The organism is Arthrobacter globiformis, assembly GCF_030815865.1.
Classification (GTDB): Bacteria; Actinomycetota; Actinomycetes; order Actinomycetales; family Micrococcaceae; genus Arthrobacter; species Arthrobacter globiformis_B.
In genome coordinates, this window is record NZ_JAUSXI010000001.1 from 4517395 (window position 1) to 4530093 (window position 12699).

Genomic DNA, 12699 nt, shown 5'->3' on the forward strand with positions numbered 1-12699 from the left:
GCAACGACGCATGGCTGAAACGGCAATCCCCGGTGTGGCCCACCACATCCTCGAGAACGACTACGCCTCGGAATGGATGGGCATAGAAGTCCTCGCCCTCAGCGACGGCCACGCAACCATCCGGATGACCCTCCGGCAGGAAATGCTCAACGGCTTCGGCATGGCCCACGGCGGAATGATCTTCGCCTTCGCAGACTCCGCGTTCGCCCTCGCCTGCAATCCCGCGTCGCCTGCCGACCCCGACAGCATCACCGTTGCTGCCGGCGTCGACATCAACTTCCTCAAGCCGGCCTTCCAGGGCCAGGTGATCACCGCCGTCGCCGACCGCCGCTCCAGCGCGGGCCGCAGCGGCCTCTACGACATCCAGATCTTCGCTGCCGATCCCACGGCCCAACTGCCGGGGGAACTCATCGCAGAGTTCCGTGGACGCAGCCGTACCATCCCCAAGAAGTAGGAAGCAGACCATGACCCTCCACGCTCCTGAACCCACTCTCGCCGCGCACACCGACGCCGTGCTCGACCCCGAGGAGACCATGTCCCGGGACGAACTTGAGACGCTTCAGCTCAGCCGGCTCCGGCACACCGTCGCCTACGCCTACGACCGGGTTCCGCTGTACAAGCGCAAGTTCGACGACGCCGGGATCCACCCCTCGGACCTGCGCGAACTCGCGGACCTCGGCAATTTCCCCTTCACCACCAAGGAGGACCTCCGCCAGGAGTACCCCTTCGGCATGTTCGCCGTCCCGCAGAGCGACGTGGCGCGCGTGCACGCCAGCTCGGGCACCACGGGCCGGCCCACCGTCGTCGGGTACACCAAGCAGGACCTGGCCGACTGGGCCAAACTGGTGGCCCGCTGCCTCCGCGCGTCCGGCGTCCGCCCCGGCATGAAGGTCCACAACGCCTACGGCTACGGCCTGTTCACCGGCGGCCTTGGTGCCCACGCCGGTGCCGAAGCCCTCGGCTGCACCGTGATTCCGATGTCCGGCGGGCAAACCGAGCGCCAGATCCAGATGATCCAGGACTTCGAGCCGGACGCCATCCTGGCCACCCCCACCTACCTGCTTACCATCGCGGACGCCATGGCGCACATGGGCATCGACCCCACCTCCACGTCGCTGAAATACGCCGTGCTCGGCGCCGAACCGTGGACGCAGGAGATGCGGCACGAGCTCGAAGTCACCATGAACATCAAGGCCTGCGACATTTACGGGCTGTCCGAAGTCATGGGTCCCGGTGTTGCGGGTGAATGCGTGGAGACCCAAGATGGCAGCCACATCTGGGAGGACCACTTCCGCCCCGAGATCATCGACCCCTTCAACCCCGCTCCGGGCAAGGAAAACGTGCTCGCCGACGGGGAGCACGGAGAACTGGTGTTCACCTCGCTCACCAAGGAAGCCCTGCCGATCATCCGCTACCGCACCAAGGACCTTACCCGCCTGCTTCCCGGCACCGCTCGCCCGGCACACCGCCGGATGGGGCGCATCACCGGCCGCAGCGACGACATGATTATCCTCCGCGGCGTGAACCTCTTCCCGTCCCAAATCGAGGAAATCGCCCTGCGCATCCCCGAGCTCAGCCCGCACTTCCAGCTGGAGCTCACGCGGCCCGAGGGACAGCGCATGGACCAGCTGACCGTGAAGATCGAGCGCCGTGACAATGTCACCGCCGGGCAGAGCACGACGGCGGCCCACACCTTGCGTGAGCAGATCAAGATCCACGTGGGTTCTTCGTGCACCGTTGACGTGGTGGAGCCCGGATCGCTCGAGCGCTCCAACGGCAAGCTGCGTCGGATCTACGACCTGCGGCCGAAGGGATAGCGGCCTGCTTCCGTGGCCGGCGCCTGCAGGCCACGGAAGCCGCCTGCACGTATTGACCGAACGTTCATGAGAAAATATCCCATATGCCGAGTACAGCACCCAGCCCAGCAGCACCCACCAAGCGCGGCCGTCCCGGCTACGACCAGCAGTCCGTACTGCTGATCGCCGTCGACGTCTTCAACCGCCACGGCTACGATGCCACATCCATGGGCATCCTCGCCGAAAATCTGGGCATCTCCAAGTCGGCGATCTACCATCATGTGCCCTCAAAGGGGGACCTCCTAAAGCTCGCCCTGGACCACGCGCTCGGCGGGCTGGAAGCCATCCTGGAGCAGCCGGGGGCAACCTCCGGGGCGGCCGATGCGCGGCTGGAGTTCGTGCTGCGCGAAACCATCGCCGTGCTGGTGGACCGGCTGCCCTTCGTCACGCTGCTGCTGCGGCTGCGCGGGAACACGGACATCGAGCGCAACGCCATGGAACGCCGTCGTGCCTTCGACCACAAGGTGGCGGAGCTGATCTCTGCGGCCCGCGACGAGGGGTCACTGCGCCAGGACATCGATCCCCGCACCGTGACCCGCCTCCTGTTCGGAACCATCAACTCGATAGTCGAGTGGTACAAGCCGGGCGGTTCGCTCTCACCGGAAAAGCTGGCCGACGACGTCATCACCATGGCGTTCGACGGCCTGCACGCCAAGCCCGGACAGGCTGACAATTAGCCGTTGACGGATTGGGCGTTGACGCCGGGGGTCCTGATGCCCACCCTGAATGCATGGCCACGAAACTGTCGGATCTTCTGTTCGGCGCATTTCCTGATCTCCGGTACCAGCCCACCTCCAAAAGGGTCCGCGCGAGCATTGACGGAAGTCCCGTCGTCGACACGCTCGAAGCCCTGCTGGTCTGGGAACCGAAACGCGTCACTCCGGTTTACGCCGTGCCCGAAAAGGACCTGCTGGCGCGGCTCGAGCCACCCGCCGCTGAGGGGGACGGCGGCCCGGACGAGTATCCGGTCCGCCTCATGGCAGACGCCCCGCCGGCACTGGACCCGCGGACCGGGTTCAGGCGGCACACGGCGGTGGGCGAGGAGCTCGACGTCGTAGCATCCGCGTTCAGCAGGCCGCGGGCAGCGTTCCGGCCCTCGGATCCGGACCTGGCGGGGTACGTCGTGCTGGATTTCGGCGCGTTCCACTGGCTCGAGGACCACGAGGAGATTATCGGTCACCCGCGGGACCCGTTCCACCGCGTGGACATCCGCGCCACCCTGCGGCACATCGAAGTGAAACTCGACGGCGTGGTGCTGGCGGACACCGTCGGGGCCCATCTGCTCTACGAAACGCTGCTTCCCTTGCGCTACTACATCCCGCCCGAGGACGTGCGGCTGGACCTGCTAGAGGCCAGCCCGCACCGCACCGTCTGCCCCTACAAGGGCGAGGCCAGGTACTGGAGCTACCCGGAGTCGGCCCGCGGTAAGAACATCGCCTGGGCCTACGATTCGCGGTTCATCGACGCCCAGCAAATCCACGGCCTGGTCTGCTTTTTCAACGAGCGGGCGGAGGTATTCGTGGACGGCGAGCCGCAGGACCACCCGGTCACCCCTTGGTCCTGAACCCTCCCTCACCTTTCGCCGCCTAAAACCAAACCCTTCCTCACCTTTCGCCGCCTAAAACCAAACCCTTCCTCACCTTTCGCCGCCTAAAACCAAACCCTTCCTCACCAAGGTGAGAAAGGGTTTGGGGATCTGCGACAGTGTCCCGGATCAGAGCTGATATTCAGCCTGTGTTCCGAGCCTCTCGTGGACGCAGAGGATGTTGTTCTCGGTATCCATGAACCAGGCGCATTTTTCGGCGTCGGTTGAACAGATGTGATGATCGGTCTTCATATCGGGGAGGTCATAGTCTTGGAACCGAACGCCCTTGGACTCCATGTCCTGGACGGTCCGTTCTATGTCAGTGACCTCAAAACTCAAAGCGGTGTGCTCGGAGTGCTTTCCGTCCGTTACAGGCATCAGCTGCAGCATGGGGCCGTCAGCGTTGCCGAATAAATCGCTTCCATCTTCAGCCTTGCCACGGTGTGGGAGGCCCAACGTTTCCGCGTAAAATCCGCGGGCGCGGTCCGGATCATCGACAGGCAGGATGGTTGTGGCTGTTCTCAGTGCTAGGGTCATTTCGCCACCTCCTACGCGGGTCATTTTACGCCCGGAAGCCCCGAAAGATTATGGGAAATTCCAGACTGCCCGGCAGCAATTGCGGGAGGGTTCCAGGAAACCCGACAGGACCTGAGGAAGCGTCCGGAAAAACCCGACAGGACCTGAGGAAGCGTGCGGGCTACTTCTCCACGAGGGTGAGGACGTCGTAGGTGGCCACGATTTCGTCGTTCTGGTTGGTGAGGACGGCGTCCCAGGCCACCTCGCCGTACTCGTCGGTCTCGCGGGGCGTGATCTTTTTGGCCGTAAGCGTCACCCGGATGGAGTCGCCCGCAGCCACAGGAGTGATGAACCGCAGGCTCTCCAGTCCGTAGTTGGCTAGGACCGGACCCGGGGCGGGCTCAACGAACAGCCCGGCAGCCCAGGCCAGCAGCAGGTAACCGTGCGCCACGATGCCCGGGAAGAACGGGTTGGCTTCCGCGGCCGCCTGGTTGGTGTGCGCGTAGAAGGTGTCGCCGGTCGAGTTGGCGAACGCGGAGATGTCCTCGAGTGCCACCTGCCGCAGTTCCGAACGGACAGCGTCGCCGATGCGCAGGCTCTCCAGCGACTTGCGGAACGGGTGTGTGCCCTCGGTTTCCACCGTGAAGTTGCGGTCGGCGCCGGTGTGCCAGATCCCGGTCACGGCGGTGAGCATGTTGGGCGAGCCCTGGATGGCGGTGCGCTGCATGTGGTGCATCACTGAGCGGATACCGCCCAGTTCCTCGCCGCCGCCGGCGCGTCCGGGTCCGCCGTGGACCAGGTGCGGGACGGGCGAACCATGGCCTGTTGACGAACGAGCGTCCTCACGGTTCAGCATCAGTACGCGGCCGTGGTGGGCTGCGATGCCCGTGACCAGTTCCTGCGCAACAGAAGGATCGTTAGTGCAGACCGAGGCGACCAGCGAACCGCCGCCGCGGGCGGCGAGCCGGACGGCGTCGGGAATGTCCGTGTACCCGATCACCGACGACACCGGACCGAAGGCTTCCAGCGAGTGGACCGGCTCGGCCTCCGCGTCAGCCCAGCTGAGCACCACGGGAGACATGAAGGCGCCGCCCTCGACGACGCCGGTTGCGCCGTCCGCGCTGGTGACCGACGGCGAATCGAGGGTTCCGTACGCCAGCTCACCGCCGGCGTCGAGCATGGACTGCACGGCGGCGCGGACATCGGCGAGCTGCTCCACGGAGGCGAGCGCGCCCATGGTGACGCCCTCGGCGCGCGGATCGCCGAGCACCACGCGCTGCTCAACCCTGGTTCCGATGGCGGAAACGACGGCGGGCACCAGCTCCTGCGGCACGATGGCGCGGCGGATGGCGGTGCACTTCTGCCCGGCCTTGACGGTTATTTCGGTGACTACGGACTTGATGAAGGCGTCGAATTCCGGCGTGCCTTCGACGGCGTCCGGGCCCAGGATGGCGGCGTTGAGGGAGTCGGTCTCGGACGTGAACCGCACGCCGCCCAGCACCACGTTGGGGTGGGACTTCAGGGACTGCGCGGTGGATGCCGAACCGGTGAAGGCCACGAGGTCGCGGTAGTCCAGCACGTCCAGCAGCCCGCGGACAGAGCCCGAAATCAGCTGCAGTGAACCCTTGGGCAGAATGTTGGATTCGATGATGGCCTTCACCACGGCCGCGGCGACGTAGCCCGTGGGGGTGGCCGGCTTGACGATGGTGGGGACGCCGGCGATGAACGCCGGGGCGAGCTTCTCCAGCATGCCCCAGACCGGAAAGTTGAAGGCGTTGATCTGCACCGCGACGCCGGGAATGCGGGTGTAGATGTGCTCGCCTGCGAACGATCCGTCCTTGGACAGCACCTCCATGGGCCCGTCCACCACCACCTGGGCGTTGGGCAGTTCACGCCGGCCCTTGGACCCGAACGTGAACAGCACGCCGATGCCGCCGTCGATGTCGATCATCGAGTCGATCTTCGTGGCGCCGGTCTGGGCAGAGAAGGCGTAGAAGTGCTCACGGCGCGCGTTCAGGTACTGTGCCAACTCCTTGAGCTTGAGGGCACGCTGGTGGAAGGTCAGCTTGCCGAGTTCCGTTTGGCCGGTGGTGCGGCCGTAGTCCACGACGGCGGCCAGGTCCAGCCCGTCGGTGCTCACCTTGGCCAGGATCTCCCCTGTGCTGGCGTCCCGGACGGGGACAGCGGAAGCCGCCGAGCCGGCGTGGGGAGTCCACCAGGAATCCTGCACGAAACTGGGGACGGTTTGCACGGTGTCCAGGGTGGCCTCGGGGGCAGTGGCGGTGGTGGTCATCGTTGACGGGTCCTTCCAACGGGGACAAATCTGATCCGGCCAGAACATTACTGACCGTCCGTTCGGTAATATGTCTACAGTACATGAATGTGCCCCGCTGCACACTAGTGGCACCGCACACGACCCAAGGAGAGCACATGACGCCGGAAGCCCGCGACGCAGAACTGGCGGCCACCCAAGCACCCGAAGGCCCGACGCCCGGAGAGCTGTGGAAGATCACCCTCGGCGAGCTGGACGAGAAGATGGGCGTGAAAATCGTGGAGGAGTCCGTCGAGCGCGTCGTGGCGACCATGCCGGTGGAGGGAAACCGGCAGTCGTTCGGCCTGCTGCACGGCGGCGCCTCGCTGGCCGTGGGCGAGGCCGTGGGATCGTGGGCGGCGGTGATCCACGCCAGCACGCTGGGCAAGACCGCCGTTGGCGTGGACGTCTCCGCCACGCACCACCGCTCCGCCCGGACCGGCGTCATCACCATTACGGCCACCCCCATCCACCTTGGCGGCACCCTGACCACGCACGAAGTGCTGATCACCAACGACGCCGGGCAGCGGCTCTGCAGCATGCGCATCACCAACCTGCTGCTTGCGCCGAGGGCCTGACGTCGTCCCTGGCGCCGCCCTGACGTCCTCCGCAGCGCCGCCCCGGCTAGGCTGATCTGGTGACCGAGCTTGGCAGCCTGACCCCCACCCTGATCGCGGTGGGCCTCCTGATGGCGCTGACGGCCGCCGTCCTCAGCGCTTTCCGGGTTCCGCATGCCTTCGCGCCGGCCCTCGCCATCCTCCGCGGCGCGGCGCAGCTCGCCGCCGTCAGCCTGATCCTCGGCGCCGTGATCGCCAGCGCCGAGTGGGTGGCCGTGGCGCTTGCCGTCATGTTCACCGTCGCCACCCTTACCGCCGCACGCCGCCTCGCCTGGTCCTGGCGCCACCTTGCCGTCGTGGCCGGTTCGATGGCCGTCGGCATCCTCGCATCCCTGGTCATCGTGTTCGGTACCGGCGCCATCGAGTTCACCTCCCGCTACGCGCTGGCGATCGGAGGGATCGTGGTGGGCAATTCCATGGCGATCGCGGCGCTCGCGGGCCGCAGGTTCAACGAGGCCTTGATCGACCGCTGGGACCAGGTGGAGGGCTGGCTCGCTTTGGGCGCCTCTCCCCGGCAGGCCACCCGCGAGATAGCACGCAGCGCCGTGTACTCCGCACTCATTCCGTCGGTGGACCAAACCAAGACGACGGGCCTGGTCACGCTGCCGGGGGCCTTCGTCGGGGCGATCTTCGGCGGGCTTTCGCCGCTGGAGGCAGGCCGGTTCCAGATCGTGGTGCTGGCTTCGATCATGGCGGCCGGGTCGGTCACCGCCATCCTGCTCATCGGCATGCTGGCACCGGTCCGGGTACGGCCCGCACCACTCTGGTAGGAACCCAGCACCGTGCCGTTGACATTGCGCCGGGCGCTTTATACTCTGGCCGCTCCGGACCAGAGGCAGCGGCACTGCTGGGCCGGGTCATCATTGTCTGCCCCCAGCAGGTGCACTCATGAGCACACTTTCCACAAGGACCGCCGCCGCACTGGCTGCTGTCCTCTTGGTGGTCCTGCTGGTGGGCTGCGTCTCGAAGCCTGCCCCTTCGACGCCGACCACCCACTATTACGTGAGTGCCGTCGGAAGCGACACCAATTCCGGGACGTCCCCGGATTCGCCCTGGCAGTCGCTGATGAAAGTCAACGAGACGGCATTCAACCCTGGTGATTCCCTTAGTTTCCGCAGGGGTGACGAGTGGATCGGCGACGTCGTGCTGGACGAAAGCGGTACGCCGTCGTCGGCCATCAGACTGAACGGCTACGGCAACGGGAACCTGCCGACAATCACCGGCGGGGAGGGCGGAGACTGCTTTCGGCTGGACGGCAGCTACCTCGAGGTTGACGGGCTGCGCGCCACTGACTGCGGGTACGCGGGCTTTAACGTGGACGGCGACCACGTGGTGGTGAAGAATTCGGAGGCTTCCAACAACGCCGCCGGAATTAGGGTGGGCACGGGTTCCGACTTCGGAAACTACTCCAACAATGTCCTGACGGACAACAACATCATGAACGTCAACACCCCGGGAAGGCGGTGCGGCAGCGCGGATGAAGCCAACTGCAGCGACGACTCGGGTGCGTTCGGCGTGCTGGTCAACGGCAACGACAACGAATTCTCGGGCAATACGGTCACCGGTTCCACGGCATCCTCCCACGACTTCCGCCGTGACGGAAGCGCCTTCGAAATCTACAACGGCAACCGCAACAACATCCACCACAACAAGGCCATCAACAACAACGTGTTCTCCGAAATCGGACGGTCCGACGGAACGGCTGACGGCAACACTTTCCGCTACAACCTGGTCCGATCCTCGTGCGGCAAGAAATGCGCCGAGGCCGCAGGACTGATCATCCGCGGCCCGGACACACGCTACGGCCCCACCAACAGCACCACTTTCGAATTCAACACGGTATGGCTCAACGGCAGCCATTCGCGCGGCGTGGTCTGCCACGCTCTCTGCCCCTCTTCGACCGTCATCCGCGCCAACATCCTCGTAGCTGTGCGTGACGCCCTGTGGATGGACGGATCCGGATGGACGGAACAGTCCAACGTCGTCAACGGCCCCAGCAACGTCCCGCCGGACAAAAGCTCGACGACGGCTCCCGCAAAGTTCGTCAATCCCCCCAGGGACCTCCACCTCACCAGCGGCAGTTCGGCGATGGACCGCGCGGGCAGCAGCCCGTCAGGGGTGGACCTGGACCATGTGCCCGTTCCGCAAAAAGGGCGCTGTTCCGGAGCCGGACTGGCCGACGCCGGCGCGTACGAATATGACCCGGCCAACTGCTAGCTGTGGCGTAAGTCAGCCCCGGGTGGTAAGTCAGCCCCGACTGGCCGCCGCTCACGGCGGATGAACCGCCGTCGACGCTGGCACTCCCGGTAGCGTCTTCCGCGCGCTGCAGCGCGGGACGATAATCAGATATCCGCTCTGCACACCAATGGAGGTGGTGAATATGTCTGTATACACGTTGGGTATCTGGCTCGTGAAGCCAGGCCACGAGGACGACTTCGTGAGGGCCTGGAAGGACATGGCCGAGCGGACCCACAAGGATTATCCGGGTGGCCGGGGCCTGCTGATGCGTGACCGTGATGTGCCCAACCGCTTCATCAGCACCGGACCTTGGGCCTCACTCGAGCAGGTCGAACAGTGGCGGGCGTCGCCGGCGTTCACCGAGGGCCTCGCGTCGATCCGCGACATCATTGAGCACTTCGAGCCGCACACGTTGGAGGAAGCCGCCACGATCGGCTGAGCCGGTCCGGCTCCGTTCAGACCCGGTTCCGTTTACCTGGCATCAGCGCACCGTATCGCGCGGGCGCTTTCGGTTGCTGTGCCTTCTGTCGCTGTGCGGCTAGCGCCGGCTGCGGCGCCGCACGGCTACCAGCACCAAGCCGCCGAGCAGCAGAGCCGCTCCCGCCACAGCAGCGGCGAGCGTCAGGCCCGATACCCCTGTGTCGGCGAGCATCGGCGGCCCCGTATCCTCGTCCGGGCCTACAGCGCCGTCCGGGCCTGCAGCAGGGAGCATGGCCACCACCGTCGGCTGCGGGGCGGGCACCAGGCCCGCCGGCTTGGGGCCCTGTGCGGCCGCTGGCTGGGACGGCACGGGCGTCTGTGTTGGGCTCGGCGAGGCCGGGGAAGGACCCGCAGTGGGACCAGCGGGCTCTGGCGCTGCTGGATCGGCCGCAGCGCGGAAGGTGCTCAGCCCGGAGCGGCTGAAGCCGTTCATCGCCTGGGCGGTGAACTCCTCGGCCGCGACAGGCGCGCTAAAGGCCCAGTTTCCTTGGGCGTCCACGTTCACATCAAACGGTTCGCTGCCGGGGAAGGTGACCCGGACCTGCGTTCCCGCCGGAACGTCTATGGCCGGAGCCGAGGCGAGCCGGCCGGCGACGCGCTGGCCGGATTTGATGGGCCCCGGAGGCAGGACGCCGGCAAGGACAGGGCTGTTCAGAAACAGCCTCAGCTGCACGCCCGGAAGGACCGCCATGGATTCCTCGAGCGTTGCAGCCACCGCGAAATTCTCGGTGGAGAACCTACTGTTGCCCGCGGAGTGTGTGCCCACGGCGTAGTTTCCGCTGATCCAGGGGCCGCCGGAATCGCCGCCGCTGGATTCCACCGACCTGGACAACAATCCGCGGAAGGAACGCAGGTCAGCAGGGTCCCCCGAGCCCCCGGCCACAATGTAGATCCCCACCTCGTCGACAGTTCCGCACGACCACCCAATGGTCCGTCCGGAACGGCAGACGGGCTGCCCCTGGAACGGCGACGCCGTGCCCACAATTGGTACTGAGCCGGTTGCGAGATTGGTGGCATTCGCCCAGGTGGCGGCGGCCGGGCGCGCATCCAGGCCGGGGCGGATGGACTCGATGACGGCGATGTCGTTCCCAGGAGTGCCGGGATTCTTCGGATCGGTGACGCGCGAGTTCCCGGGGCCGCCAAACTGGCTGAACCCGAACGTTCCAAGTTTTCCGGTGACTGCGCTTTCGGCCACGGATCCGCCCGCGGGATCCCCGGCGGGCAGGGTCACCTCGGCGAGCCGCGCGGCGCCGTCGTCAGCGCAGTGGCCGGCCGTGAGGACCAGGGGCCGGCCGTCGGCGTCGAAGGCGCTGAACCCCGCGGAACAGGCCACCCAGCCGTCGATCCTGTACCCCTGTCCGCCGAAGAAGTCCTCCTCCCGGACCAGAGGCTCCCCGCTCTCCAGGACCACGTTGGCGTACTGCTGCACGAAATCCGACGGCGACAGGCCTGACCCGTCGGGCGAACCGGCAGACGGGGCAGCCGGACCGTCGGTCTCAGCGGAACGCCCGGACTGCGGTCCCGACTCGGGCTGGTTCACACCGCCCGTGCGGATGATGAACTTGCCGTCCGCCTCGGCCACGGCTTGGAGCCCGGCCGGTCCCACTTCCCGGAGGTAGGCCCGGTAAAGCTGCTCAATGCTCGTAGCACGGAGATCTGCCGCCGCTGTGTCCGGCTCGGCGGCAGGCAGGGTGGTGGGTGAAGAATCCTGGGACGCCGGGAGCGGGGAGGATTGGGAGGAAGGGGTCCCCGCGGCGGGCGCTTCGGAGGGTGCCAGCACGAACTCCTGCCGGGACACCGCGTCGGCCTCGTTGAGTGCGCGCACGGCGTTGGCGAGGTCCGCGCCGGCACCTCCGACCAGGATCCTGCCCCCGTCCAGCCTGATCGACTCGAATCCTGCGGCCTTCCGGAGCTCGGGCAGGGCGGCGGCCGCACGCTTGCCTTGCTCTCCTGCGGCGTTGAATTCCGTCATGGTCATGCCGAGGTCCCGCAGAACGGCGTCGGCAAGGCCTTCTCCGGACAGTTCGGGTGTTGCGGAGCCAACCGCCGGGTCAGCCGGGGACGGCACCGCCGCCGGGGCATCGGGCCCGTCCTGCCTCGTCGTGCTTTCCGCCGCCGTCGTGCTTTCCGCCGCCGTCGTGCTTTCCAGGGCAGCGTATGCGGGCACGGACGCGACCGGGGCACCGAGCGCCACCGCAGCCGCCGCCGCTAGGGCGAGTGCGCGCCGGAGGAAAGGGCCATATGTGGAAGAAGTCACAGGGAAACCCTAGCGCCGAGGACGGCCAGCACCGACTCCAGCTCAGGCTCGGTGACGCCGTTCCCCAGCAGGAATTCCCGGGTGTTGAGCTGCCGCACGAAGTCCAGAACCCGGGCGCCGCGGGTCTCCAGAAGCGGCGCGAGGGTTTGTTCGTCGAGGTAGCGTTCGTGCGGATGCGGCGGCCACATGGTCCGGTGGCGTTCGTTAATGCTGCGCATGGCGGCCTGGTAGCCGGCCACGATCTCGGCGTCACTGGCGCCTGCAAGGTCCTGGAGCATCGCTGCGATCATGCCGCTGCGGTCCCGGCCAGCGGAACAGTGGATCACGACGCCCCCTGGCGCAGCGGCCACCGCCCTGAAGACAGCGGCCAGCCGGTGCGGAAAGAGGCGGGCATTGGCGGCATAGTGCGCGGGATCGTTCAGGTAGGGGTCGCACAGTGCCTTGAACTCAGGGTTTTCCGGGTCCTCGGTGGGTGCATGAACGACGTCGAACGCGGCGAGCGCCTCACCCACGTCAGGATCGCTGGGCCTGGGCTGGCGTTCGGCGGCGTTGCGGAGGTCAATGATCGTGCGGATGCCATCGCGGTAGGCTTCCTGCCAGCCCGCCTCCGTGAGCCATTCCCGCCGCCCCATCCGGTAGACGGAGCCAGCCACAAGCCAGGCGTTCACCGCCCCGTCCCAGCCGATTTGTCCCCTCGCGTTCACGGAGCCAGCTAACCACACCTGCCCCGGCTGCCGCACGGGGTTCGGAGCAAGTTCCGGCTGATGGCGGCTGGCCGGCCAGCCCGGAGCCTTGACCGCCGGAGTACCCTAAGGGAACGGCGCCGCTCCTCAACCTGA

At 66.7% G+C, this 12699-nt stretch carries 12 protein-coding genes; 8 read left to right on the forward strand and 4 right to left on the reverse strand.

What is annotated here, in order from left to right; all coding sequences use genetic code 11:
• The first annotated feature begins 10 nt into the window (after positions 1-10).
• From paaI to QFZ33_RS21095, 4 genes are all read left to right on the forward strand, one after another.
• The gene (gene paaI / locus QFZ33_RS21080) at positions 11-454 is read left to right on the forward strand and encodes a hydroxyphenylacetyl-CoA thioesterase PaaI (protein WP_307030667.1); all 444 of its coding nucleotides are present in this window, start codon (positions 11-13) and stop codon (positions 452-454) included.
• A 10-nt stretch (positions 455-464) separates the two neighbouring features.
• Positions 465-1817 carry a phenylacetate--CoA ligase PaaK gene (paaK, locus tag QFZ33_RS21085; protein WP_307030669.1) on the forward strand — a complete coding sequence of 451 codons (1353 nt, stop codon included), beginning with the start codon at positions 465-467 and terminating at the stop codon, positions 1815-1817.
• An 83-nt stretch (positions 1818-1900) separates the two neighbouring features.
• On the forward strand, positions 1901-2533 hold the full coding sequence (locus QFZ33_RS21090; protein ID WP_307030671.1) for a TetR/AcrR family transcriptional regulator: 633 nt from the start codon (positions 1901-1903) through the stop codon (positions 2531-2533).
• Positions 2534-2586: 53 nt separating this feature from the next.
• The gene (locus QFZ33_RS21095; RefSeq protein ID WP_307030674.1) at positions 2587-3420 is read left to right on the forward strand and encodes a DUF427 domain-containing protein; all 834 of its coding nucleotides are present in this window, start codon (positions 2587-2589) and stop codon (positions 3418-3420) included.
• Positions 3421-3570: 150 nt separating this feature from the next.
• On the opposite strand, the gene QFZ33_RS21100 is transcribed toward QFZ33_RS21095, so the two are convergent.
• Both QFZ33_RS21100 and paaZ read right to left on the reverse strand, forming a co-directional pair.
• Complete coding sequence (locus QFZ33_RS21100; RefSeq protein WP_307030676.1) at positions 3571-3978, reverse strand: VOC family protein; 408 nt, start codon at positions 3976-3978, stop codon at positions 3571-3573.
• A gap of 160 nt (positions 3979-4138) precedes the next feature.
• The gene (paaZ, locus tag QFZ33_RS21105) at positions 4139-6250 is read right to left on the reverse strand and encodes a phenylacetic acid degradation bifunctional protein PaaZ (protein ID WP_307030678.1); all 2112 of its coding nucleotides are present in this window, start codon (positions 6248-6250) and stop codon (positions 4139-4141) included.
• 137 nt (positions 6251-6387) lie between these two features.
• Between paaZ and QFZ33_RS21110 the strand changes: the two genes are divergently transcribed.
• The 4 genes from QFZ33_RS21110 (at position 6388) to QFZ33_RS21125 (ending at position 9562) form a co-directional block, all read left to right on the forward strand.
• The gene (locus QFZ33_RS21110) at positions 6388-6846 is read left to right on the forward strand and encodes a PaaI family thioesterase (protein ID WP_373427309.1); all 459 of its coding nucleotides are present in this window, start codon (positions 6388-6390) and stop codon (positions 6844-6846) included.
• A 59-nt stretch (positions 6847-6905) separates the two neighbouring features.
• Positions 6906-7655 (forward strand): ABC transporter permease, encoded by a 750-nt coding sequence (locus QFZ33_RS21115; RefSeq protein ID WP_307030680.1) that lies wholly within the window; start codon positions 6906-6908, stop codon positions 7653-7655.
• Positions 7656-7773: 118 nt separating this feature from the next.
• Entirely contained in the window at positions 7774-9102 is a 1329-nt protein-coding gene (locus QFZ33_RS21120) for a hypothetical protein (protein ID WP_307030682.1), read from the forward strand.
• Positions 9103-9265: 163 nt separating this feature from the next.
• Positions 9266-9562: an antibiotic biosynthesis monooxygenase family protein gene (locus QFZ33_RS21125; RefSeq protein WP_307030684.1), complete on the forward strand. Its 297-nt coding sequence runs from the start codon at positions 9266-9268 to the stop codon at positions 9560-9562.
• A 99-nt stretch (positions 9563-9661) separates the two neighbouring features.
• Here the strand turns inward: QFZ33_RS21125 and QFZ33_RS21130 are convergent, their stop codons facing one another.
• Positions 9662-11860 carry a S1 family peptidase gene (locus QFZ33_RS21130; protein WP_307030686.1) on the reverse strand — a complete coding sequence of 733 codons (2199 nt, stop codon included), beginning with the start codon at positions 11858-11860 and terminating at the stop codon, positions 9662-9664.
• Positions 11857-12564 (reverse strand): tyrosine-protein phosphatase, encoded by a 708-nt coding sequence (locus QFZ33_RS21135; protein WP_307030688.1) that lies wholly within the window; start codon positions 12562-12564, stop codon positions 11857-11859. Before QFZ33_RS21135 ends, QFZ33_RS21130 begins: the two co-directional genes overlap by 4 nt.
• Positions 12565-12699: the final 135 nt, after the last annotated feature.

Coding starts and splice junctions, on each gene's coding strand:
- paaI (WP_307030667.1), top strand. CDS start 11: ATGGCTGAAACGGCAATCCCCGGTGTGGCCCACCACATCCTCGAGAAC.
- paaK (WP_307030669.1), top strand. CDS start 465: ATGACCCTCCACGCTCCTGAACCCACTCTCGCCGCGCACACCGACGCC.
- QFZ33_RS21090 (WP_307030671.1), top strand. CDS start 1,901: ATGCCGAGTACAGCACCCAGCCCAGCAGCACCCACCAAGCGCGGCCGT.
- QFZ33_RS21095 (WP_307030674.1), top strand. CDS start 2,587: ATGGCCACGAAACTGTCGGATCTTCTGTTCGGCGCATTTCCTGATCTC.
- QFZ33_RS21100 (WP_307030676.1), bottom strand. CDS start 3,978: ATGACCCTAGCACTGAGAACAGCCACAACCATCCTGCCTGTCGATGAT.
- paaZ (WP_307030678.1), bottom strand. CDS start 6,250: ATGACCACCACCGCCACTGCCCCCGAGGCCACCCTGGACACCGTGCAA.
- QFZ33_RS21110 (WP_373427309.1), top strand. CDS start 6,388: ATGACGCCGGAAGCCCGCGACGCAGAACTGGCGGCCACCCAAGCACCC.
- QFZ33_RS21120 (WP_307030682.1), top strand. CDS start 7,774: ATGAGCACACTTTCCACAAGGACCGCCGCCGCACTGGCTGCTGTCCTC.
- QFZ33_RS21125 (WP_307030684.1), top strand. CDS start 9,266: ATGTCTGTATACACGTTGGGTATCTGGCTCGTGAAGCCAGGCCACGAG.